Origin of the sequence: Pseudomonas vranovensis DSM 16006 (assembly GCF_000425805.1) — a bacterium.
GTDB classification, from domain to species: Bacteria; Pseudomonadota; Gammaproteobacteria; order Pseudomonadales; family Pseudomonadaceae; genus Aquipseudomonas; species Aquipseudomonas vranovensis.
Genome location: NZ_KE384454.1, coordinates 164,674 through 185,894 on the forward strand (window position 1 = coordinate 164,674; position 21,221 = coordinate 185,894).

Below are 21,221 nucleotides of genomic sequence, written 5' to 3' on the forward strand. Positions count from 1 at the left end.
CATACGGTGTAGCCGCTGCCGAGGAACGAGGCTGCGATCGACTGCGCAGCAGTCGCCGATAAGGTCAGTGAGTCGGGCAGCCTTGCGCCTTGACTATCCGCTGGGTAGACGCCGGGTACTTGATCAGCTTCTCAGCCGCCCGCGCCGGGCGCTTGACCAGCTCACCACCACAGTTGGGGCACTGGCCCTTGAGGGGCTGCTCGCTGCAGGCACGGCAAAAGGTGCATTCGAACGAGCAGATCAACGCATCCTTACTGTCGCCCGGTAGGTCACAGCCACAGCATTCGCAGTTGGGTCGCAATTCAAGCATGGTCAACACCTCAGGGTAGTATGCGTTCAGGGCCGATACAGGTGCGCATGGCTGGCACGGTACAACGCTGATTCGGAAAAACTGTCACTGGCCAGCACCCGGCCCACGAGGATCAGCGCAGTGCGTCGAAAGCCCTTGGCCTGCACCTGCGCGACAATTCCGTCCAGGGTGTCGAGCACCCAGTCCTGGTCTGGCCAGGTGGCGCGATGCACCACGGCAATCGGACAGTCACCACCGTAATGCGGACGCAGGGTTTCGACAATCCTCTCCAGGTGCTTGACCCCCAGGTGGATCGCCAGGGTACTGCGATGACGCGCCAGGTCAGCCAGTTGTTCGCCTTCGGGCATCGGTGAGTTGTCGCCGAAACGGGTGAGGATCACGGTCTGGGCGATGTCCGGCAAGGTCAGCTCGCAGCCGAGCAGGGCAGCGCTGGCCGCCACTGCGGTGACGCCGGGGACGATCTCGTAGGGAATGCCCAGCGCGCGCAGGTGGCGAATCTGCTCGCCAATGGCGCCATACAGGCTTGGGTCGCCACTGTGTACCCGGGCCACATCACGGCCCAGGTCATGGGCGGCCTTGATCGCCTCGATGATTTGCCCCAGGTGCAGTTCGGCGCTGTTGATGACGGTCTGGGCGCTGTGTCCTTCGAGCACAGCGGCAGGCACCAGTGAGCCGGCATAGATGATCACCGGACAACGGTGGATCAGGCGTTGGCCCTTGACGGTAATCAGTTCGGGATCGCCGGGGCCGGCACCGATAAAGTAGACGGTCATGCACAGTCCTTGGGATAGAAAGGGAGAATTATCCGCCAATGCCGCCGGCGCTGGCCAATGCCAGGGTGGCATCGGCGTGCAGGGTGCGGGTGACCTGCAGGTGAGCGGGGCCGGCAACCTGTTCGGCCAGCGCCAGGGCGGCGCTTTCGGCCACGCCGTAGCAACCGCTATGGGCAAAGGCGACGTCCGAGCGGTGGCTCAAGCGCGGCTCGAAGGCCGACAGCTGCGCAGCCGAGAAAAACACAACGGGCACACCCAAGCGGCTGGCCAATTGAATCAGGCCCGGCTCGTCGCGCTTCAGATCAATACTGGCAAGGCCCGCGACTGCCGCCAGGGGCAGTCCGTGGGCCTTGAGGGTGTGTTCGAGCAGGTTGCCCAGCGTGTCGACCGGGCAACCTCGCCGGCAACCCAGGCCGACAAACAACTGCATGTCAGGCCTGCTTCGGGCGACGGAACAGCCAGGCGCTGATCAGGCCCAAGGCCAGCCAGAACGCGGCATTGGTCACCAGCGAGGCAACCTTGAACTCGGCTTCCAGCGCCTCGGGAGCGAGCATTTCGTGTACATCAGGCTGCGGCGCGCCAATCACGTGGGGCACTACCAGCAGTACCACGCCCAGGGCCTTGAACAGCCAGTTGTGGGCGAACACGATCAACCCGAGCCCCACGGCGGTGGCGGCAGCGGTACCCACCCACCAGGCCTGGCGCTGGGCCAGGTCGGCCGCGGCAGTACCGGGCAGTTCCGGCGGCAGCCCCAGGGTCGGGGCCAGGCAGAACACGGCAAAGCCACCCAGGCCCCAGAGGGCACCGGTGAGGGCGCTGTTGGGCGCGCGCAGGGTATAGAGCGCGGCCAGGATCAGGGCGAAGCCGACGGCCACCACCAGGTTGCCGCCGGTGGTCGACAGCACTCGCTGCCAGCCATCCTCGGGCGACCAGGCTTCACTGTCATGATGATGGTCGGCGGCGACACCGTGAGCATGCTCATGGGGCTCGACCGCCGGGGCTGCGCTTTCATAGGTTTCCGCCTGCAGAATCAGCGGCGCCACCCAGAAGCTTTGCAGCAGGGTCAGCAACAGGGCGGCCAGGAGGCCTGCAAACCCTGCAGTACTGGCAATACGCTTGATCATCGGTCGGCACTCAGTGGCAAGGGAAGGCGGCGCTGTGGCGGGTGTCGTGGGCGGCGTTGTGCACCGCTTCGATAGGCGAGAAACCGGCGAAGTAGACCAGGCACAGGCCCAGCAGCGAGGCACCGACAGCAACCAGCAGGCGCTGGCTCAGGGTTGAGGGGGTAACGGCGGAGTGACTGGCGGTACTGGTACGCATGGCGCTTTCCTCTTGGTGTTGTCGGCAACAGGCAAGCGCAAGAAACCCCTGCACGGCGTCCGTCCAGGGGTTGCAACAGCGCCCGCCCACCGCGGGTTTGTCAAATCGAGCCTGGGCCGGTCTCCGGGCTGGCGAGGGGCGGGCAGATTGCCGCGCCGAAGGCGTCACCTTCCCATGCCGAACTGCGGGCACAGTGGTTCTGACGCTTTCCTCGCTTACCGTTGCGGGGGCAGCACCGGACTTGTCCTACGTCGTGATCAACACGTGTATGACGCACCGGTTTCCCGTTTCACCCTGTAAAGGGCACCCAAACGAATCGCACTAGCAAATCACGCAACCACGCAAGCGTCAATTGTGACAGCAGTTGACCACTCACCGGGCACTGCGTAGCCTAGCCGCTTCGAGGTTCTTCGGCGTTGGCCGAAGCTAAGACGGGAACGCGGTTGAAGCCGCGGCTGCCCCCGCAACTGTAAGCATTGAACGGTTCGACACAGCCACTGCATCGCTGCGGGAAGGCGTCGTTCGACTGGCCGCCGGCCGGTGCAATGCAAGCCAGGAGACCTGCCTCGATCAGTTTCCGACATTAAACCGGGCGGGGTGATCCGGTGGCGAACGCGCCCGGGCAGTGCTGCCTGTGGTTCTCGTCCTGCATGCCCGCCATTTGCTGCCAAGGGCATCGACATGAAAACACTGGCCAAACTCCCTGTCACCATCGTTACCGGCTTTCTCGGCTCGGGCAAAACCACGCTGCTGCGTCATATGCTCGACAACGCTCAGGGCCGACGCATTGCCGTGATCGTCAACGAGTTCGGCGAGCTGGGCATCGATGGCGAGATCCTTAAGCAGTGCAGCATCGGTTGCACCGAGGAAGAAGCCAGCGGCCGCGTGTATGAGCTGGCCAACGGCTGCCTGTGCTGCACCGTACAGGAAGAATTCTTCCCGGTGATGCGCGAGCTGGTAGCGCGCCGTGGCGACCTGGATCATATCCTCATCGAAACCAGCGGCCTGGCCCTGCCCAAGCCGCTGGTGCAAGCTTTCCAGTGGCCGGAAATCCGCAACGCCTGCACGGTCGATGCGGTGATTACGGTGGTCGACAGTCCGGCCGTGGCCGCTGGCACCTTCGCCGCCTTCCCGGAGCAAGTCGATGCCCAGCGCAAGCTGGACCCGAACCTGGATCACGAATCGCCGCTGCACGAACTGTTCGCCGACCAGTTGGCCAGTGCCGACCTGGTGGTACTGAACAAAGCTGACCTGATTGCCCCTGAAAACCTGGCCAAGGTACGCGCCGAGGTGCAGGAGGAGCTGCCGCCAGCGGTCAAGGTGATCGAAGCGAGCAGCGGTCGCTTGCCGCTTGAAGTGTTGCTGGGCCTGGGCGCCGAATCCGAAGCGCATATCGATGGCCGCCGCACCCACCACGATTCGCACCATGACGGCGACGACGACCACGACGATCATGACCACGACGCCTTCGACTCGATCTCCATTGAGCTGCCTGAAGCCGACGAAAGCCTGCTGCTCGATGCCCTGACCCAACTCGTAGTCCAGCACGGCATCCTGCGGGTCAAGGGCTTTGCGGCAATTCCCGGCAAGCCGATGCGCTTGCTGATCCAGGGCGTGGGCACCCGCTTCGACAAACACTTCGACCGCGCCTGGCGCAGCGAAGAACCGCGCACCACGCGCCTGGTGCTGATTGGCCAGGCACTTGACGCCACTCAACTGGAAGCGCGCCTGCGCGCCGCCCTGGGCGCTTGATCCATGCACCTGCTGCGGACCCAGCCCGGTGGCTTCGTGCCGGACGACAGTATTGCCGACCTGGGCCAGACCCCGGCCGAGCTCGTCATTCTCTGCAGCGGTGATTCGCACCTGGCATTGCTGGCCGAAACCGCCCAGCAATTGCCCGAGGATTTTCCCAGCCTGCGCCTGGCCAACCCCATGCAGGTGCAGAACCATGCCTCGGTCGACCTGTATGTGGACGAGGTGTTGCGCCATGCCAAGGTCATTCTGGTGTCGCTGCACGGCGGTGTCGGTTACTGGCGCTATGGCGTTGAGCAGTTGCTGGAGCTGGCCGCACGCGGCGTTCAGCTGATTTTGGTGCCGGGCGACGACCGCCCGGACCCGCAGCTCAGCAGCCTGAGCACGGTGAGCGCCGCCCAGGCCGAACGACTTTGGCACTACCTGCGCCAGGGTGGCAAGGCCAACGCCTTGAACCTGTTCAAATGCCTGGCCAGCCTCTGGCTGCACCGCGATTACCCCTGGAGCGAGCCACAGCAACTGCCGCGCACGGCGCTGTATCACCCGCACAAGGCGGCCGCGCAACTACAGGACTGGTATGCCGACTGGCAGGTGATGCAGCCGGTGGTGCCGATCCTGTTCTACCGCTCACACCTGCAGGCAGCCAATACCGCGTTTATCGACACCTTCTGCGAACGCTTGCAACTGGCTGGTCTCAATCCTATGCCGATAGCCGTGGCCAGCCTCAAGGAAGCCGGCTGCCTGGTCCAGGTCGAGGACTGGCTGGATGAAGTCGAGGCGGCGTTGATCATCAACACCACAGGCTTTGCCCAGTCCAGCCCCGAGCAGCCGCACCTGCGGCCGTTTCGTCGCGACATTCCGGTGTTGCAGGCCATCTGCGCCCAGGACAACGAACCGGGCTGGGAGGCCAGCGAGCAAGGCCTTGGGGCGAGGGACCTGGCAATGCACATCGTGCTGCCGGAACTGGACGGGCGGATCATTACCCGGCCGATCAGTTTCAAGGACCTGGCCTGGCGCAGCGAGCGCAGCCAGTCGGATGTGGTCTGCTATCGCCCCCATGCCGAGCGCATGGATTTTGTTGCCGAGCTTGCGCGCCGCTGGTGTGTACTGGCGCAGTTGCCCAACCCGGACAAGCGCGTGGCGCTGATCCTGGCCAACTATCCGACCCGCGATGGACGCATCGGCAACGGTGTGGGCCTGGACACTCCGGCCGCAGCGCTGAATATCCTGCGAGCCCTGAAGGATCAGGGCTATCCGCTTGACGAGCTGCCCGCCAGCGGCACTGCGCTGATTCAGGCGTTGCTGGGCGGCGTGAGCAACGACCTGGACAGCCTCGACCAGCGTCCCTGCTTGCAAAGCATGGCGATGGAGGACTACCTGGCAGCCTTTGCCCAATTGCCCCAGGCCAATCAGGACGCGGTGCGCGAGCGGTGGGGCGAACCGCAGCAGGACCCGATGTGCCGCAATGGCCGGATGATGGTCGCCGGCCTGCGCTTTGGCCTGACTTTCGTCGGCATTCAGCCGGCCCGGGGGTACCAACTGGACCAGAGCGCGGTGTACCACGACCCCGACCTGGTACCGCCCCACGGCTATCTGGCGTTCTACTTCTGGTTGCGCCACGGCTATGGCGCGGATGCGCTGATCCATGTCGGCAAGCACGGCAACCTGGAGTGGCTGCCGGGCAAGGGCGTGGGCCTGTCGGCCAACTGTTGGCCGGACGCCTTGCTCGGGCCGTTGCCCAACATCTATCCCTTCATCGTCAACGACCCGGGCGAGGGTGCCCAGGCCAAGCGCCGTACCCAGGCGGTCATCATCGACCACCTGATGCCGCCGTTGACCCGCGCCGAAACCTACGGCCCGCTGCGTCACCTGGAGGCGCTGGCCGACGAATACTACGAAGCCCAGCTGCTTGACCCGCGCCGCGCCCGTGAACTGCAGCGCGATATCCTCGCGCTGGTGCGCGACAACCACATTGACCGAGAGCTACAGCTCGAAGGTGCGCTGGACGACGCAGCCATCTGGTTACCGCGGCTGGACACCTATCTTTGTGACCTGAAGGAGTCGCAGATCCGCGATGGCCTGCATGTTTTTGGCGAGTCGCCCACCGGGCGCTTGCGCACCGATACCTTGCTGGCCCTGCTGCGGGTAGCCCGCGGTGACGGGCGTGGAGCCAACGCCAGTCTGCTGCGGGCGCTGGCCAAGGCACTGGCGCTGGGATTCGACCCGCTCGATTGCGACCTGGGACAACCCTGGAACGGGCCGCGCCCGGCGCTGTTGCAAGAGATTGATGCCGGCCTGTGGCGAACGGCTGGGGACACGCGCGAGCGTCTTGAAGCGTTGGCGGGCCGCTTGATCGGCGATAGCCTGGGCGGCCATGCGCACATTCCCCAGGACGCGCAATGGTGCGATGTGCAGGCTGTGTTGCAGGGGCTGGTCGAGGTGGTCGCGCCGCAGCTGGATGCCTGTGGCCCGGCTGAGCTGCATGGCCTGCTCGCCGCCCTGCAGGGCCGCTTCGTGCCTGCAGGCCCGAGCGGCGCGCCCAGCCGGGGACGCCTGGACGTGCTGCCCACCGGGCGCAACTTCTACACCGTCGATGTGCGCAACCTGCCGACCACCACGGCCTGGCGCATCGGCTTTGCCTCGGCCAACCTGATTCTGGAGCGCCACCTGCAAGACCACGGTGATCACTTGCGTCAACTGGGGCTGTCGGTGTGGGGCACGGCGACCATGCGCACCGGCGGCGATGACATCGCCCAGGCCATGGCCTTGCTCGGGGTACGCCCGGTGTGGGCCAGCGGCAGTCAACGGGTCGATGACTTCGAGATTTTGCCATTGAGCCTGCTCGATCGACCGCGGGTGGACGTGACGCTGCGGGTATCAGGTTTTTTCCGCGATGCGTTCGGCAGCCTGATCAACCTGTTCGATGCTGCCGTTCGTGCAGTCGCAGCGTTGGACGAGCCTGACGACCTCAACCCGTTGGCGGCCAGGGTGCGTACCGAGCGTGCCGAGTTGCTCGCTCAAGGCGTTGAGGCCGAGCAGGCCGCACGTCAGGCTGGGTGGCGCATCTTCGGCGCCAAACCCGGGGCTTATGGGGCCGGGGTGCAAAACGCCATTGACGGGCGCCTGTGGCAAAACCGTCAGGACCTGGCTGAGGTTTACCTCAATCATGGTGGCTACGCCTATGGCGCGGCGGACGACGGTACGCCGGCACGGGCCGACTTTGCCCGGCGCCTTGGCCAGGTCCAGGCAGTGATCCAGAACCAGGACAACCACGAGCATGACCTGCTCGACTCCAATGACTACTACCAGTTCCAGGGCGGCATGCTGGCAGCCGTGGAAAGCCTGGGCGGCGCGCCGGTCGCCAGCTACCACGGCGACCACAGCCAGCCGGACCGTCCGCGCATCCGTACCCTGAAGGAAGAGCTCAACCGGGTGATCCGTGCCCGGGCGCTGAATCCCAAGTGGATCGCCGGGGTCAAGCGCCATGGCTACAAAGGAGCGTTCGAACTGGCGGCCACGGTCGACAACCTGTTCGCCTTCGATGCCACCACGCACTTGATCGACGACCATCATTATCAGTCGCTGGCCGATGCCTATGTGCTCGACGCCCCGACCCGCGACTTTATCCGCCAACACAACCCCGAGGCTTTACGCGATATCACCGAACGCCTGCTCGAAGCGCAACAACGTGGTTTGTGGCAGGCGTCGGGTGCATACCGCGAGGCCCTGGAAGAGCAATTGCTCGATGGCGAAGAAGAGACTTGAGATGACTGAACCTGCACACTTCCCGCTGTCTGCCGTGGTCGGCGCCGATGAACTGAAACTGGCCCTGTGCCTGACCGCCATCGACCCGAAGATTGGCGGCGTGCTGATCGAAGGCCCCCGAGGCATGGCCAAAAGTACCCTGGCCCGGGGGCTTGCCGACCTGTTGGGCGATGGTCCGTTCGTGACCCTGCCGCTGGGCGCCAGCGAAGAGCGATTGGTGGGCACTCTGGACCTGGATGCGGCGCTGGGGCAGGGCAAGGCGCAATTCTCGCCGGGTGTGCTGGCCAAGGCCGACGGCGGTGTGCTCTATGTGGATGAGGTCAATCTGTTGGCCGATCACCTGGTGGACCTGCTGCTGGATGTGGCGGCCAGTGGCACCAACCGGGTCGAGCGCGACGGTATTTCCCACCGTCACAGCGCCCGCTTTGTGTTGATCGGCACCATGAACCCGGAAGAGGGCGAGTTGCGCCCGCAATTACTCGATCGCTTTGGCCTCAACGTGGCCCTGGACGGGCAACCGGCGCCTGAAGCACGTGGGCAGATTATTCGTCGGCGTCTGGATTTTGATGCCGACCCCGAAGGCTTCTGTGCCCAGTGGGCGCCCGCCCAGGCGCAGTTGCTAGAGCGTTGCCAAGGGGCGCGCGAACGACTGGCGCAGATTCCGCTGGATGACCAGGCCTTGGCGCACATCACCGAACGCTGCTTCGGCGCCGGCGTCGATGGTGTGCGGGCTGACCTGGTCTGGCTACGTGCGGCCAGGGCCCATGCCGCCTGGCGCGGTGCCTTGCACATCGAGGCAGAGGATATTGATGCAGTGGCCGAGTTCGCCTTGCGCCACCGTCGTCGTGAACGCGCCGCGCAGCAGATGTCTGCGCCCGAACCCCAGGGTCGACAGTCGTTCTCCGCTCAGCAAGGGCAAGGTGCCTGGGGCGACATGCCGCCACAAGCAACCCCCACCGGCGCGCGACGCGAGGTGCCGAACTGGGCAAAAAAGCCCTGAGCATCCGTCGGCCGCGCTCGGCGGATGCCAAACCCCGCCCAGGCAGCATCAAGCAAGGTTCCAGGGGGGCTGCCCGCGATGCTGCCCAGGGTACGGTCGCCTGGCCCGCCACCTTGCTCAAGGGACGACCGCGTCAACGCCTCGACCTGTGCTGGCAGCAGCGCAGGGCCAGTGCCCACGAGCTCTGGCTGGTCATCGTCGACGCCTCGGCCTCGACCCGCCGCTACCAGGCCCTGAGCCAGGCCAAGGGCTTGCTTGCCGGGTTCTTCGATCAGGCCTACCGGCAACGGGCGCGCTTGACCTTGCTCACGGCCAGCGGCAACACCCCTACCTGGCAGCGCCATGGCCTCAAGGCATCAGCGGCATTGCAGCCGTGGCTTGAAAACCTCGGCGCCGGTGGCGGTACGCCGTTGCTGGCAGCCTTGGAACAGGCACGTCATTGGCTGCAGGCCCGACAGCGTCAGTTTCCGGCCGAACAACAACGTTGCCTGGTGCTGACCGACGGCCGGCTCAAGGCCTGGGACCCGGTGGCGCCACTGCCGTGCCCAAGTTTGCTGGTGGATATGGAGCGCGCAGCGGTACGCCTGGGGCGTGCGCGTATATTGGCGCAGCAATTAAATGCCAACTACCAGGCGATAGACAGTTTCAAGGTGATTGAATAATAAAGGCGCGTACGGATCGCTACGGAAAACAGTGCGGCAACGTGTCGCACTATAAAGAACGGGCAACTAGAAAGTTGCCCGATGTGTAAGGTGCAACGTTACTTTGGCATTGACCAGGGTTGCAGGTCGTAGCCTTTTTCACTCAGTTCGGCACGCACTTCTTCGATCAGGTGCGCGAGTTGCGCAGGGTCGGTATAGGTGCTGCTGGGCACCTGTTTGCTACCGATACGGGTGCTGGTCCGGTCGATCACTGCCAGGCTCAGTTCGCCAGTACCGTTAGGCGAATCCCAGGCTACACACTGGAAGGGCTCGAAGGCGTGGTCGGCAATCAGCAGTGCTTCGTTGACACGGAGCGGGGCATTCATGGGTTCGGTCTCTCTGTGGGCCCAAACAAAAAATAAAGTACCGTGCGTTGTGCAGCGGTGAGTTACTTGTACTGATGCACGCAGTACCGGGTGGAGTCACATGCAGGTTTATAATTTTTTTGTTTTCGACAAAAAAGTTGTAACAGGCGTCCACTCTGACGTTGAAAGTTGACGAAAATTCCCCGCCGTCAATTTATCGTCCCTGCTTTGCAGACAGACGGTAGTGGGCGTCTGACGCATCGTTGCTACTGTTACAAACGGGCCTGCCAACGTGCTGTTTCTATTTAAAATTCCAACATTTGGCGCCAAGGAAAGGTCATGCTCGAACCTTCGTCCAACCGCCGTTTGCTGATCGTCGATCCCTGCGATGATTGTCACCGTTTGTTACCTGGGCTGCGTAATGTCGGCTGGGACGTGTACAGCTGTACTTTGTCCTCGGCCCAGGAATATCCCTGCGACGTCGGCTTGTTGCGTTTGCAGGCCTCGCACCTGCAGCACCCCGATGCGGTGAAAGACCTCATCAGCCGCAGCAACACCGAATGGATTGCCGTTCTCAGCCCTGATGAGTTGCGCACCCAGAACGTCGGCGACTTCGTGTGCGAATGGTTTTTCGACTTTCACACCTTGCCCTTCGATGTCTCCCGGGTGCAGGTCACTATTGGCCGGGCCTTCGGCATGGCACGCCTGCGCGGCAAGGGCAATGTCCATGTCGATGGCACCGAGCATGAATTGCTGGGGGACAGCCGGCCGATCCGCGAACTGCGCAAGTTGCTCAGCAAGCTGGCGCCCACCGAGTCGCCGGTGCTGATTCGCGGGGAGAGCGGTACCGGCAAGGAGCTGGTGGCGCGCACGTTGCATCGCCAATCCCAGCGCCGCGACAAGCCCTTCGTGCCGATCAACTGCGGCGCCATTCCCGAACACCTGATCCAGTCCGAACTGTTCGGCCATGAGAAAGGCGCGTTTACCGGCGCTCATCAACGCAAGATCGGGCGTATCGAAGCCGCCCATGGCGGTACCTTGTTTCTCGATGAAATCGGCGACCTGCCGCTGGAGCTGCAAGCCAATCTGCTGCGGTTTCTACAGGAAAAGCACATCGAGCGTGTCGGTGGCAGCCAGCCGATCGACGTGGATGTGCGGGTCCTGGCGGCCACCCACGTCGATCTGGAAAAGGCCATCGAGAGCGGGCGCTTTCGCGAAGACCTCTATTACCGGCTCAATGTGCTGCAAGTGGTCACTGCGCCCCTGCGTGACCGGCATGGCGACTTGTCGATGCTGGCCAGCCATTTCTCCCATTTCTACAGCCTGGAAACCGGGCGGCGCCCGCGCAGCTTCAGTGAAGACGCCCTGGTAGCGATGGGCAAGCACGACTGGCCGGGCAATGTACGTGAACTGGCCAACCGGGTCAGGCGTGGCCTGGTCCTGGCCGAAGGGCGGCAGATCGAGGCCCAGGACTTGGGATTGGCGACCCAGCATGCGTTCGCAGCCAGCATGGGTACCCTCGAAGACTACAAGCACCGGGCCGAACGCCAGGCGTTGTGCGATGTACTCAACCGGCACAGCGACAATTTGAGTATTGCTGCCAAGGTGCTGGGCATCTCACGGCCGACCTTCTACCGGTTGCTGCACAAGCATCAGATCCGTTGAACTGCGCTCGCGGGGCTAGCCCGTGCCTACGGTAGGAGCGGGCTTGCCCCGCGAAGGATTCAATGAAAAGCCCGCCGAAGCGGGCTTTTTCGTGGGCGCGAGGCTCAGAAGTAGTATGGGAATTTCAAGCTGAAAGAAAAGTCCGGCGAGTCGTCGGTAAGGCCGATGGAAAGGTTCGGCACGATGGTCAGGTTGTCGGTGGCGGCCAGCGTCATGCCGATGTTGAAGTTCGCCGCGTTGTAGTCGCTGCTGGGGACCGATTGCCAGTCGCCGCCATCGGGTTTGATCTTGCTCTTGCTGGAGAACTGGTCGGTGAACGAGAACGACATACTCATCTTCTCGTTCAAGGCAAACGCAATACCGGCACCAATCTGCCAGGAGTCGCCGAGTTTCACGTCGCCTGGGACTTTGGTGTTGATCGTGGGGCTGATGTCGCTGAACGAATCCTCCATGTTGTAGGTGTAGGACAGGCTGCCGAAGAGCACGGCGGGGTCAAAGGTCTTGACCAGCGAGATACCCGGAGTGATCGCCCAGACGCCGTTGCCGGTCGGGAGGTCTTCAGGTACCGAAAGGTTGTCGTTGGTGGGGTCGTTGACCAGTTTGATGCCGTAGGGATCATCACCAGTGGGTGCCTTGACCCGCAACGTGACCACGGCGTCAGGCAGGTTTTCCGATTCGTCGAGGAACTTGTAGGCCACACCGACGTTGACATCGCCGATGGTGGGGTCGCGCTTGACGGTTGCGTCAGATGACACCGGCCCCGCGCCGCCTGCGCCGCCAGACGAGTAGGTGGACTCGCGGTAGATGACCGGCACGTTGATATCGAACTGCCAACGCTGGTCCAGGTTGTAGCGTGCGGTCAGGTCCAGGGTCCAGTTATCGGCCTTGATACGGTCGAGGTTGATGTTGCCAAGGAAGATCGAGTCCAGGGCCAGGAAGCCGTTGAGCACCAGGGCTCGGGTATCGTAGTGGGTGTAGGTCAGGCCGGTCTCGACGCTGAACTTGCCGCCACCGAAGAAGCCGCTGGCTTCGTCATAGAGGTTGGAAACGCTCTGTGCCGGCTCCGAATCTTCCTTGAGCGACTGGCCGTAGGAGCTGCCTGTGGTCCCGGGTGCGCCTGCAGCCACGGTCTGGCCACCCCGGGTGGGTTCGGCGGGGGATTTTGTCAGGCGTTTGGGCTGCGGCGTGACGGGTGTTTCTTCGACCTGGCGAACGCGCTGTTCAAGCACCATCAGCGCGTTCTGCTGTGCTTCGTAACGCTGTTTCAACTCCATCAGTTCTTGTTTTAGTGCCTCGACCTGGGGGTCGGGTGCTGCGTGGAGCAATGTCGCTGGAGTCAGGCTACTTAAAACGACAATAGCTCTGAACGTTAACGATCGGTGCATGGGTTAGCCGTCCCTTCTGACTACATTTGATGAGACAGAGCGTAGATCAGAATCCGGGTGTGCGAAGGCCTTTGAGCTGGTCCAGGCTTCCGCTGAGCGCCCCGGCCGTCGGCACGTTCTCGCGTAGCACGACATTGAGGGAGGTCAGGTTGGTGACCCGGTTGCCAGCGCCGAGCAGGGTGGTGTTCTGCATCAGCCCGCCCTGGGCAAGCCGTTGCATGGCACTGCCCTGGTTGTTGTTGGCGACGATGTTCATTTGCACACCTGTGCCGCTTGAGGTAACGCTCATCGAACCTGCTTCGTTGGAGATGACCGCCGGTGTATTTGCGGCCAAGGCATTGCCCTGTGTTTGAATGGCCGGTGCTTCGTTGGCCTTGGTGACGTTGATATCGACGTTGTTGTAGGCGGTATTATAGTCGCCGGCAGCCCGCACGACCTGGGTGACGCCTTCGGTGGTGCTCAGGCCAGCGCCACCGGTGACGGTACCGGTGCCGGGGTTGGGCGAGGTGACGGTGTTGGTGCTGGCGGTTTGTGGCTGTGCCGTGGTCGTGGTTTTTTCCTCGAAAGTCGACACGTAGAACTGTGGTTTGAGGGTCGCTTGCTGAACTTGTAGCGAGGCTTTTGCGCCGATCAAATCACCTTGGGCGTTTTGCCAGGTGGTGCTCATGACCACGCCAAAGCTGATGATCCGTCCAGGCATCACATAGCGGCCCCGCAGGTTCGCCAGTTCCTGGTCTTTCAATTCGATGGGTTTGAGTATCTGTGCCTGGCTTGGCAGGCTGGCGGCCATGCACAGCACGGCGACCCAGATTGAAGTTTTCATTGGATACTCCCGGAGCCTCATGCTCCCTTGTCATTAGAAGAAGTCGCTTTGGATGAATCCGAAATCCATCAACTCTGCGTCTTGCACCGGGGTAAAGGCGTTGACACGGTTCTTGGCAGTCAGCGGCAGCGGTGGGTCGAGCAAGGCGTTGGTCTTGTCGTAACCCTTGCCGATGACGGCGAAAATGATGCCGTTCCAGCCTTTGACAAAATCATCGATCTTGTAGCGTTTGTGGCCCAACACCGGATCACCGATGTACACCCATTCCTTGTCGACTTTCTGCATGACGACAAAGTGCTTGTAGCCACGGATGTCCAGCAGGACCACGGTGGGAATGCGAATACTGTGCAAGGTTTCGGGTTGGACCCGGTAGCCGCGGGCACGCATGCCCAGGCTTTCCACGTACTTCTTCATGTCGAGCATGGAGAAGCCCTGGACGCGCACCAGATCCTGATCGGCATGTGCAAGCATGCCCTCGATGATCTGCGCTTCATCCACATCCAGCCAGTAGGCCTGGCGCAAAATGGTCGCCAGCGACGCTGCACCACAACTGAAATCGGTTTTCTGTTGCACCAGGTCGGCAAATTTACGTTCGCGTACGCTCTGGATGGGCTTGTACACCACCGCGCCACCCGGCAACAGCACGGTCAGTGGCATCTGGGCTGCTTCGCCCTGGCTGGCCAGGCAAAGCAGAAACGCCAAAGCGATGTTGCGCATGATCGTACGCCTCCCTGGTTGTCGTGAAAAAGGCCCCCCGAAGGGGGCCTCCAAGCCACAGCGTTTACATCGAGGTGTTGGAGATGGCCAGCGAGTTGCTCTGCTGGTTGCCGACACCGGCTGCCACGTTCACGCCCAGGTTGCCGCTGCCGCCGTTGACCGAGCCACTGAGGGTTGCGGTGTTGGTGACAGGGTTGGCCCAGCCGGTTGGAGTCAAGATCTGGAAGGAGACAGTATTGCTCATTTCATATGCATTGGCCTCCCCGTAGAGCTTGGTCACGTCAAGCGAGGATTCGGACTCTTTGCTGCCCGATTTTTCGTACGAAGACGAGGACTTTTTGTCGAACGAAGCATCGAACGATTTTTCAAACGCCGATTTTGCCTTCGCGTCGAGCGATGCGTTCAGATTGCCCTCCACGGAGTTGGTGGTGCTGCTGTCGTGCCAGCCGTGTTCGTGAGACACAGTGTGGGACGCGTCAAACCCGGCTTCCAGAGAAACGCTCAAAGACGCTTTCTGCGAGCCGCTGGCGTCGAATCCAACCGAGCCACTCGACTTGTTGCTCTGCTTGCCAGCCGCTTCCCAGCTCGAAGACGAGCTCGTATCGACGCTCAGTGCAGACCCCTTCAGAGAAGAGGACGAGCCACTGGCCGACTTGGTCAACGTAATCGTATCCAGGCGATAGGTGCGATCGGCGTTGTTGTTCACCACCAGGCCAGGACCATCCTGATCGGCGGAGGCGGTTGCGGTTGCGTTGCCGAGTGGGGCGTTGGAGTTGGCAATTGCCATGGTGTTTTTCTGCTGGTTCAGGTCGCCGCCAGCAATGTTGATCCCCATGTTGCCGCTGCCATTGTTGGCCGAGGCGCTCAGCACAGCAGAAGCTTGGCTGCCGTAGTTGTCGACTTTGTTGTTGTTGCTGTATTGCTTGACTTTGGCTTCAGCGTTGGCCATGCCGAACACGAAGCTGTTGTCGAGTTCGGATTCTGCGCCAGCGTTAGCAATGGCAGCGGCGTTGTCTTGTTGGTTGCCAGCACCTGCCGCCACGTTGACACCCACGTTACCGCTGGTACCGGTGGCGGAGCTGCTCATCTCAGCTTCGTTGATGGTGCCTTCGTTGCGGATTTTGTTGTTGGTGCTGCTTTGCTTGTCCCACGCATTGGCGGTCGCATAGACCGGGACTTTGGTTGGAGGCGGGGTGTGGGGGTTGTGGTTATTGTTGTTGTGGTGATGGTTATTGTTGTTGTGATTGTTGTTATTGCCTTGCCCTGCTTGTACAGCAACAGCCATGACCGCAGCAATTGCGAAAACCAGAGGCTTGAGTGCCATCGAAGGTTTCATGGTGATTCTCCGTACTTTATTTTAGGTTAAGTGTTGTTGCTTACCTTTGGGTCAATCCGCGACCCGGACGTTGAGGGTGTTGGCCATTCGGTTCCCCACCCCTGCGCTCTGATTCAACTGAATGACTCCACGGCTACCGGTGAAGGCCTGGTCACTGGTAGTGACCTGGCGATAGCCGGGTGCTGAGTCAGTTGGATCGGAGTTGTTGAGCAGCGCCACGTTCTGTTGCATGAGGACGCTGTCGTCGATGTTCTGCGGTTGATTGCTGATGCTGATCCGCAGTGCGTTGGCTTGCTGGGTGGCAGCGCCCGCGCTCTGGTTGACGCCCAGGGCGCCGCTGCCGTTGCTGAAGGAGTCACCCTGGATGCTGGCCCCGGCATCCATCGCCGGGCTCACCTGGGTGCGCAGGCGTTGACGGATCTCGGTGGTCGCGCTGGCGTTGTGGCCAGTGGCGAAGGCCCGGGCGTTGGCCTGCTGCTGCAGGTCGCCAGCCGCCTGATTGACTGTGAGGTTGCCCTGGTATTGCATGCCGGTATTGTCGATCTCGGCGGTGTTGGTCACAGGGGGTTGGGCGAAGGCCGATGCACTGCAGAACGAGGCCAGAATCAGCAGCGTATGCTTCATCTCACTTGCCTCCGGTCAGGATCTGCAGCGGCGCCAGGCCTTTCTGCACACTGGAGTTGACCATGTTGGAAATGCCGTTTCCGGAGTTGCCGGTACGTCCACCGGCCAAATTCGGCAACTGGGTCTGGTTGTTGATATTGGTGCCGATGTTGCTGGTCTGTTGATTGATCAGCGCGTTGATCCCGGAGCCACTGCTGATCGAGGCAAAGTCACCGTCGCTCAACTCGTTTGTCTGCTTGAGAATGTGCGCCGAGGGGTTAGTGTTGACAGTGACCGGGTTGGGGTCCGGTACCAGGGGCGGGCGCATGGCGTTGCGCGGCTGCACATCGCGGGTGATGACGACGATGCCGTTCTCGGCCTGGACCGGCAAGCTGACGCTTGATCCCAAAGCGCATCCAGCAAGCAGGAGGTGAAAAATGCCTTTGTCTATTTTTCCCACGATCCAATTCCTTCTTCGGAGGTGCTGGTCCTGTTCAGCGTTGCGAGGAAGAGAGCAGAAGGTGTGCCGGTTTTGATTTATTGTTGAAAATCAATGAACTGGCTTTATTTGTCGTGGGGGTCAAAAAAAAGTTGTAACGCAGCCGAGACACAGGGCGCGTGCGCACAGTGATTTTGCGGGCGCCAGGGCGCTTCAACGGTCCCGCAGGTCGACTGTTTCAGGTGGTTAACACATTTGCCTGTAAACGCGTTGGCCGCTTTAGATCGCGGGTTTGCGTGGCGGCGAGTGTTTCAGAAGTGGACAATTTGTCGCAGGGCGAACGGGGCTCAGGCCTGCAGCAAGCGGCTTACCGCCTCAAACACAGCGTATTTGCGCTGCTCCCAATTACCTTGCACTACCTCGAAGGGCTGCTGGTGCATCGACAACCAGTCGTGAATAGCCTGGAAAAACGCCTGGCGCTCGGTCAGTTGCGGCTGGCAGCGTTGCCCATCGTCGTGCCAGGGGATGGCGTCGGGGCAAAGCAGTACGTGCAGGTCGTAATGGCGCGCCAACAACGCCTCTTCGAGCCACGCCGGGCAATCGCCAAACAGCGTGCGACTCCAGAGCATATTGCTCAACAGGTGCGTATCGAGGATCAACAGCGAAGGCTGCCTGGCACGAGCGGCATCTTCCCAGGCCAATTGGCCACGCGCGATCGCCGGTATGTCGGCATAGCAGGTGTCCCGGCGATGTTCGTCGATGAAGTAACGCACATATTCGCCCACCTGCTCACCACCGAAATGCGCCTGGAGCTCGCCACTGAGCCAGCTTTTTCCGCTGGACTCGGGGCCGGTGAGGACCACAACCTTCATGCGCTCACCAACGCAGGATCACGCCGCCATTGCCGCCAGCCTTGCACCGCGATCAGGGTGAACAGGGCATAGAGTGCGGCGGTCAAGTACAAGCCCTTGTACAGGAACAGGCCAACGAAAATCACATCCAGCACGATCCACAGCGGCCAGCACTGCACGCGTTTTTGTGCCATCCACCATTGCGCCACCAGGCTGAAGCCGGTCAGGGCGGCATCCAGCCAGGGCTGGGCAGCATCGGTCCAGGTGGCCATTGCGGCACCCAGGGCCAGGCTGCCGAGCAAGCCCAGGCCCAGGCTGAAGAGCATCGGCTGGGTGTCCAGGTAAGTGACCTGGCGTGCCTGGCGCTTGCTGTCCGGGCGGGTCCACTGCCACCAGCCATAGAGTTGCAGCACGGCATAGACCAGTTGCAGGAGCATGTCCGAATACAGCTTCACGTCATAGAACACCCAGGTGTACAGCAGCACCATCACCAGGCCGATCGGCCAGCACCAGGGGTTTTGCCGGGTGGTGAGCCAAACGGCGATAACGCCGAGCACGGCGGCGAACAGTTCGAGGCCGGACATCGGCGTTCCTTGGCTGTTTAGGAGAGGGCAGGGATTGTAACCGCTGGCGCAGCGTTTGCCGACTCAACGCGCAGGTGCATATGCGGATTCAACCAGCAGCGTTTAGCCCGCAGGTCTGCTAGGATTTCGGCCCCCCGAAGGCGAACCTTCCGGGGGCTGAACTTTTCGGCCGACTTTGCGACCAACAGTCGCTGTACAACGGCCGGGCATTCGAATCGCCATGCGCTTGTAGACACTATAAAGGGGGCATGCCTGAGGGCATCGCTTCGTGGGGGAATAATGGATCTTTGGACTGGCCTGCAGGCCGTCATACTGGGTATTGTCGAAGGCTTGACCGAGTTCTTGCCGATTTCCAGCACCGGTCACCAGATCGTGGTTGCAGACCTGATCAACTTCGGTGGTGAGCGGGCAATGGCCTTCAACATCATCATTCAGCTGGGCGCAATCCTGGCGGTGGTGTGGGAGTTTCGCCGCAAGATCTTCGACGTGGTGCTGGGATTGCCCAAAGAGCGACAGGCCCAGCGTTTTACCGCCAACCTGCTGATCGCGTTCCTGCCGGCGGTGGTGCTGGGGGTACTGTTCGCCGATGTGATTCACCATTACCTGTTCAACCCCATCACCGTGGCCGTGGCCCTGGTCGTCGGCGGGGTGATCATGCTCTGGGCAGAGCGGCGCGAGCACGTCATCACGGTCGAGCAAGTCGATGACATGCGCTGGACCGATGCCCTCAAGATCGGCTTTGCCCAGTGCCTTGCCATGGTCCCGGGTACTTCGCGTTCCGGTTCGACCATTATCGGCGGGCTGCTGTTCGGCCTGTCGCGCAAGGCGGCCACCGAGTTCTCGTTCTTCCTGGCCATGCCGACCATGGTGGGTGCGGCGGTGTACTCGGGCTACAAGTACCGTGAGCTGTTCCAGCCGGGTGACTTCCCGGTGTTCGCCATCGGCTTTGTGGTGTCGTTCATCTTCGCCATGATCGCCGTGCGCGGGCTGCTCAAGTTCATTGCCAACCACAGCTACGCGATGTTCGCCTGGTACCGCATAGTCTTCGGCTTGATCATCCTGGCCACCTGGCAGTTCGGTTGGGTCGATTGGGCTACCGCGCAAGGTTGATACGATGAGCCGTGGGCAAAACCCTGCGCACCGTGCCGGGCGCGACAATGGCAGCGTTCAGCACCTGCGCAGCAAACTGCTGGTGTTTGGCTGCCTGTGCCTGTTGCCGCTGGGCGGGGCGCTGCAGATGGTGCTGAGCGGACAGTCCTGGTTGCCCGCGGTGGCCTATCCGTTGGCAAGCCTGGTGACGTTTGCGCTCTATTGGCGTGACAAGCAACAGGCCCGCAACCAGGCCAGGCGCACACCCGAGAAGGTGTTGCACGCCAGTGAACTGTGTGGCGGCTGGCCGGGTGCGTTGCTGGCCCAGCAGCGGTTCCGGCATAAAACCCGCAAGTTGTCGTTCCAGCTGACGTTCTGGGCCATTGTCGCCTTGCATCAGTTGTTCTGGATCGATCAAGTGTTGCTGGACGGTCGCTGGCTGGGCAGCGCCCTCGGGCCGCTGCTCAGATAAGCAGTCCTGGCTGCAGGCGCTTGGGCAGGCGCCTGACCACCAGTTGATGGGAGCGCTGCAGCAGGTCGCAGAGTTCCTCGCGGCCCATGGGGTAGGGTGGCGCCAGGCTGATCCAGTGCGCCCGCGCCAGGTAAGGCGCCGGGCGTACGCCGGGGCGATCGACATAACCCAGGAACAGTTCAGCCTCGACCTTGAACGAAAGGCCAGCACCGGCCAGGTCCAGTACCGCAAACATCTTGTTGCCAGCCACCGAGAACACCCGCACACCACCCCATTTGTAGTCTTCCCGCGCACCGGGCAGGCCCAGGCAGAAGTCCACCACCTGCGCTTCGCTCATTTTTCGTTCAGACATAACGCTCCCCACATTCGGCAAAAGACGCCACCAGGTGATCGATCCACACCCGCACCGCAGGCAACAGGCCGCGCCGATGCGGATAGACCGCCTGCAGATAGCCCCCGGGCAGCGACCAGTCTGGCAGCAGGCGCACCAGCTCGCCACGGGCCAGTTCCTCTTCGCAGTGCATGATCGGCAGGGCGGTAAAGCCAAGGCCTGCCATCGCTGCAGCCTTGCGCACGACAAAATCATCAATGGCCAGGCGCGCCTCCATAGCCAGTTCCTGCTTGCGGCCCTGCGCGTCGAGCAGGCGCAAATGTACGAGGCGGTCGGCGTCTGTGGCACCCAGCACCGCCAGCCCGGCCAGGTCATCGGGCGTAGTCGGAGCATGGGCGGCGGCGAACGCCGGCGCTGCCACCAGGTACATCTGCGCCTGGCGCAAGCGCCGGGTGACCAGGGCCGGGTCTTCATCGCCCAGGTCGCGCACGCGCAAGGCCACATCGATGCCTTCGGTGATCAGGTCGACCCGGCGGTTGAGCAGGATCATGTCCAGCTGTACCTGGGGGTACAACGCCAGAAACTGGCTGATGACCTGCGGCAGCAGCGTGTGGGCCAAGCCCACCGGGCAGGACACCCGCAAGCGGCCGCGTGGCTCGCTGGTCATGGTCGCCACCGCTTCATCGGCCATTTCGGCCTCCAGCAGCATGGCCTGGCAGTGGCGCAGGTAGCGTTCGCCCACCGCAGTCAACTTCAGTTGCCGGGTGGTGCGCTGCAACAGGCGCGTGCCCAGGCGCTCTTCCAGCTCGGCAATGCGCCGGGACAGGCGCGACTTGGGGATACCGAGCAGGCGCCCGGCGGCAGCAAAGCCACCGGCTTCAACCACACGGGCGAAGTAGAAGAGGTCATTGAGGTCCTGCATGGCTCGCTCCATTGTCCTGCCAGTAGGACAAACTAACGCATTTTTGCTGTCTTATCAGCTATTCGCTGCTCAAGTAGG

At 62.2% G+C, this 21,221-nt stretch carries 23 protein-coding genes and 2 riboswitches; of the genes, 7 read left to right on the forward strand and 16 right to left on the reverse strand.

The window, feature by feature from the left end:
* Positions 1 to 64: 64 nt before the first annotated feature.
* The 5 genes from H621_RS0120260 to H621_RS0120280 are packed head-to-tail and all read right to left on the reverse strand — an operon-like array spanning position 65 to position 2,403.
* Positions 65 to 310: a DUF1272 domain-containing protein gene (locus H621_RS0120260; protein WP_028945124.1), complete on the reverse strand. Its 246-nt coding sequence runs from the start codon at positions 308 to 310 to the stop codon at positions 65 to 67.
* 26 nt (positions 311 to 336) lie between these two features.
* On the reverse strand, positions 337 to 1,083 hold the full coding sequence (gene cobM, locus H621_RS0120265; RefSeq protein ID WP_028945125.1) for a precorrin-4 C(11)-methyltransferase: 747 nt from the start codon (positions 1,081 to 1,083) through the stop codon (positions 337 to 339).
* Positions 1,084 to 1,111: 28 nt separating this feature from the next.
* Positions 1,112 to 1,513 (reverse strand): cobalamin biosynthesis protein, encoded by a 402-nt coding sequence (locus tag H621_RS0120270; RefSeq protein ID WP_028945126.1) that lies wholly within the window; start codon positions 1,511 to 1,513, stop codon positions 1,112 to 1,114.
* A 1-nt stretch (position 1,514) separates the two neighbouring features.
* Complete coding sequence (locus H621_RS0120275; protein WP_028945127.1) at positions 1,515 to 2,207, reverse strand: CbtA family protein; 693 nt, start codon at positions 2,205 to 2,207, stop codon at positions 1,515 to 1,517.
* A gap of 10 nt (positions 2,208 to 2,217) precedes the next feature.
* Positions 2,218 to 2,403, reverse strand: coding sequence for a CbtB domain-containing protein (locus H621_RS0120280; protein WP_028945128.1), 186 nt, complete (start codon positions 2,401 to 2,403; stop codon positions 2,218 to 2,220).
* 97 nt (positions 2,404 to 2,500) lie between these two features.
* Positions 2,501 to 2,729: riboswitch (cobalamin riboswitch) on the reverse strand.
* Positions 2,730 to 2,789: 60 nt separating this feature from the next.
* A riboswitch (cobalamin riboswitch) is annotated at positions 2,790 to 2,986 on the forward strand.
* A gap of 98 nt (positions 2,987 to 3,084) precedes the next feature.
* On the opposite strand from H621_RS0120280, the gene cobW reads away from it, so the two are divergent.
* The 4 genes from cobW to H621_RS0120300 are packed head-to-tail and all read left to right on the forward strand — an operon-like array spanning position 3,085 to position 9,582.
* A complete protein-coding gene (cobW, locus tag H621_RS0120285) occupies positions 3,085 to 4,155 on the forward strand; it encodes a cobalamin biosynthesis protein CobW (protein ID WP_028945129.1) in 1,071 nt (356 codons plus the stop codon).
* Positions 4,156 to 4,158: 3 nt separating this feature from the next.
* Positions 4,159 to 7,920, forward strand: coding sequence for a cobaltochelatase subunit CobN (gene cobN / locus H621_RS0120290; protein WP_028945130.1), 3,762 nt, complete (start codon positions 4,159 to 4,161; stop codon positions 7,918 to 7,920).
* A 1-nt stretch (position 7,921) separates the two neighbouring features.
* A complete protein-coding gene (locus H621_RS0120295; RefSeq protein WP_028945131.1) occupies positions 7,922 to 8,920 on the forward strand; it encodes a magnesium chelatase ATPase subunit I in 999 nt (332 codons plus the stop codon).
* A 47-nt stretch (positions 8,921 to 8,967) separates the two neighbouring features.
* Positions 8,968 to 9,582, forward strand: a complete 615-nt coding sequence (locus tag H621_RS0120300; RefSeq protein ID WP_028945132.1) for a vWA domain-containing protein — start codon at positions 8,968 to 8,970, stop codon at positions 9,580 to 9,582.
* Positions 9,583 to 9,680: 98 nt separating this feature from the next.
* Here the strand turns inward: H621_RS0120300 and H621_RS0120305 are convergent, their stop codons facing one another.
* Complete coding sequence (locus tag H621_RS0120305; RefSeq protein WP_028945133.1) at positions 9,681 to 9,947, reverse strand: hypothetical protein; 267 nt, start codon at positions 9,945 to 9,947, stop codon at positions 9,681 to 9,683.
* Between the two features lie 318 nt (positions 9,948 to 10,265).
* Here H621_RS0120305 and H621_RS0120310 point away from each other — a divergent pair, with 318 nt between their 5' ends.
* Positions 10,266 to 11,591, forward strand: coding sequence for a sigma-54 dependent transcriptional regulator (locus H621_RS0120310; protein ID WP_028945134.1), 1,326 nt, complete (start codon positions 10,266 to 10,268; stop codon positions 11,589 to 11,591).
* 104 nt (positions 11,592 to 11,695) lie between these two features.
* On the opposite strand, the gene H621_RS0120315 is transcribed toward H621_RS0120310, so the two are convergent.
* The 8 genes from H621_RS0120315 to pnuC form a co-directional block, all read right to left on the reverse strand.
* Positions 11,696 to 12,976 (reverse strand): transporter, encoded by a 1,281-nt coding sequence (locus H621_RS0120315; protein WP_028945135.1) that lies wholly within the window; start codon positions 12,974 to 12,976, stop codon positions 11,696 to 11,698.
* A 46-nt stretch (positions 12,977 to 13,022) separates the two neighbouring features.
* Complete coding sequence (locus H621_RS0120320; RefSeq protein WP_028945136.1) at positions 13,023 to 13,799, reverse strand: hypothetical protein; 777 nt, start codon at positions 13,797 to 13,799, stop codon at positions 13,023 to 13,025.
* 33 nt (positions 13,800 to 13,832) lie between these two features.
* Positions 13,833 to 14,516, reverse strand: coding sequence for a C39 family peptidase (locus H621_RS0120325; protein WP_028945137.1), 684 nt, complete (start codon positions 14,514 to 14,516; stop codon positions 13,833 to 13,835).
* 64 nt (positions 14,517 to 14,580) lie between these two features.
* Complete coding sequence (locus tag H621_RS0120330; protein WP_028945138.1) at positions 14,581 to 15,852, reverse strand: hypothetical protein; 1,272 nt, start codon at positions 15,850 to 15,852, stop codon at positions 14,581 to 14,583.
* 51 nt (positions 15,853 to 15,903) lie between these two features.
* A complete protein-coding gene (locus tag H621_RS0120335; protein ID WP_028945139.1) occupies positions 15,904 to 16,476 on the reverse strand; it encodes a hypothetical protein in 573 nt (190 codons plus the stop codon).
* A gap of 1 nt (position 16,477) precedes the next feature.
* Positions 16,478 to 16,915, reverse strand: a complete 438-nt coding sequence (locus H621_RS0120340) for a hypothetical protein (RefSeq protein ID WP_028945140.1) — start codon at positions 16,913 to 16,915, stop codon at positions 16,478 to 16,480.
* Between the two features lie 326 nt (positions 16,916 to 17,241).
* A complete protein-coding gene (locus H621_RS0120345; protein ID WP_028945141.1) occupies positions 17,242 to 17,766 on the reverse strand; it encodes an AAA family ATPase in 525 nt (174 codons plus the stop codon).
* Positions 17,763 to 18,329 carry a nicotinamide riboside transporter PnuC gene (gene pnuC, locus H621_RS0120350; RefSeq protein WP_028945142.1) on the reverse strand — a complete coding sequence of 189 codons (567 nt, stop codon included), beginning with the start codon at positions 18,327 to 18,329 and terminating at the stop codon, positions 17,763 to 17,765. The genes H621_RS0120345 and pnuC overlap by 4 nt, the downstream gene beginning before the upstream one ends.
* A gap of 279 nt (positions 18,330 to 18,608) precedes the next feature.
* Between pnuC and H621_RS0120355 the strand changes: the two genes are divergently transcribed.
* The gene (locus tag H621_RS0120355; RefSeq protein ID WP_028945143.1) at positions 18,609 to 19,439 is read left to right on the forward strand and encodes an undecaprenyl-diphosphate phosphatase; all 831 of its coding nucleotides are present in this window, start codon (positions 18,609 to 18,611) and stop codon (positions 19,437 to 19,439) included.
* A gap of 4 nt (positions 19,440 to 19,443) precedes the next feature.
* Complete coding sequence (locus H621_RS0120360) at positions 19,444 to 19,890, forward strand: DUF1294 domain-containing protein (RefSeq protein ID WP_028945144.1); 447 nt, start codon at positions 19,444 to 19,446, stop codon at positions 19,888 to 19,890.
* Here H621_RS0120360 and H621_RS0120365 read toward each other — a convergent pair.
* Together H621_RS0120365 and H621_RS0120370 are read right to left on the reverse strand one after the other, a co-directional pair.
* Positions 19,883 to 20,242, reverse strand: a complete 360-nt coding sequence (locus H621_RS0120365) for an MmcQ/YjbR family DNA-binding protein (RefSeq protein WP_028945145.1) — start codon at positions 20,240 to 20,242, stop codon at positions 19,883 to 19,885. The genes H621_RS0120360 and H621_RS0120365 overlap by 8 nt on opposite strands.
* Entirely contained in the window at positions 20,235 to 21,143 is a 909-nt protein-coding gene (locus H621_RS0120370) for a LysR substrate-binding domain-containing protein (protein WP_028945146.1), read from the reverse strand. The genes H621_RS0120365 and H621_RS0120370 overlap by 8 nt, the downstream gene beginning before the upstream one ends.
* Positions 21,144 to 21,221 lie beyond the last annotated feature (78 nt).

Coding starts and splice junctions, on each gene's coding strand:
- H621_RS0120260 (WP_028945124.1), bottom strand. CDS start 310: ATGCTTGAATTGCGACCCAACTGCGAATGCTGTGGCTGTGACCTACCG.
- cobM (WP_028945125.1), bottom strand. CDS start 1,083: ATGACCGTCTACTTTATCGGTGCCGGCCCCGGCGATCCCGAACTGATT.
- H621_RS0120270 (WP_028945126.1), bottom strand. CDS start 1,513: ATGCAGTTGTTTGTCGGCCTGGGTTGCCGGCGAGGTTGCCCGGTCGAC.
- H621_RS0120275 (WP_028945127.1), bottom strand. CDS start 2,207: ATGATCAAGCGTATTGCCAGTACTGCAGGGTTTGCAGGCCTCCTGGCC.
- H621_RS0120280 (WP_028945128.1), bottom strand. CDS start 2,403: ATGCGTACCAGTACCGCCAGTCACTCCGCCGTTACCCCCTCAACCCTG.
- cobW (WP_028945129.1), top strand. CDS start 3,085: ATGAAAACACTGGCCAAACTCCCTGTCACCATCGTTACCGGCTTTCTC.
- cobN (WP_028945130.1), top strand. CDS start 4,159: ATGCACCTGCTGCGGACCCAGCCCGGTGGCTTCGTGCCGGACGACAGT.
- H621_RS0120295 (WP_028945131.1), top strand. CDS start 7,922: ATGACTGAACCTGCACACTTCCCGCTGTCTGCCGTGGTCGGCGCCGAT.
- H621_RS0120305 (WP_028945133.1), bottom strand. CDS start 9,947: ATGAATGCCCCGCTCCGTGTCAACGAAGCACTGCTGATTGCCGACCAC.
- H621_RS0120310 (WP_028945134.1), top strand. CDS start 10,266: ATGCTCGAACCTTCGTCCAACCGCCGTTTGCTGATCGTCGATCCCTGC.
- H621_RS0120315 (WP_028945135.1), bottom strand. CDS start 12,976: ATGCACCGATCGTTAACGTTCAGAGCTATTGTCGTTTTAAGTAGCCTG.
- H621_RS0120320 (WP_028945136.1), bottom strand. CDS start 13,799: ATGAAAACTTCAATCTGGGTCGCCGTGCTGTGCATGGCCGCCAGCCTG.
- H621_RS0120325 (WP_028945137.1), bottom strand. CDS start 14,516: ATGCGCAACATCGCTTTGGCGTTTCTGCTTTGCCTGGCCAGCCAGGGC.
- H621_RS0120330 (WP_028945138.1), bottom strand. CDS start 15,852: ATGAAACCTTCGATGGCACTCAAGCCTCTGGTTTTCGCAATTGCTGCG.
- H621_RS0120335 (WP_028945139.1), bottom strand. CDS start 16,476: ATGAAGCATACGCTGCTGATTCTGGCCTCGTTCTGCAGTGCATCGGCC.
- H621_RS0120345 (WP_028945141.1), bottom strand. CDS start 17,766: ATGAAGGTTGTGGTCCTCACCGGCCCCGAGTCCAGCGGAAAAAGCTGG.
- pnuC (WP_028945142.1), bottom strand. CDS start 18,329: ATGTCCGGCCTCGAACTGTTCGCCGCCGTGCTCGGCGTTATCGCCGTT.
- H621_RS0120355 (WP_028945143.1), top strand. CDS start 18,609: ATGGATCTTTGGACTGGCCTGCAGGCCGTCATACTGGGTATTGTCGAA.
- H621_RS0120360 (WP_028945144.1), top strand. CDS start 19,444: ATGAGCCGTGGGCAAAACCCTGCGCACCGTGCCGGGCGCGACAATGGC.
- H621_RS0120365 (WP_028945145.1), bottom strand. CDS start 20,242: ATGTCTGAACGAAAAATGAGCGAAGCGCAGGTGGTGGACTTCTGCCTG.
- H621_RS0120370 (WP_028945146.1), bottom strand. CDS start 21,143: ATGCAGGACCTCAATGACCTCTTCTACTTCGCCCGTGTGGTTGAAGCC.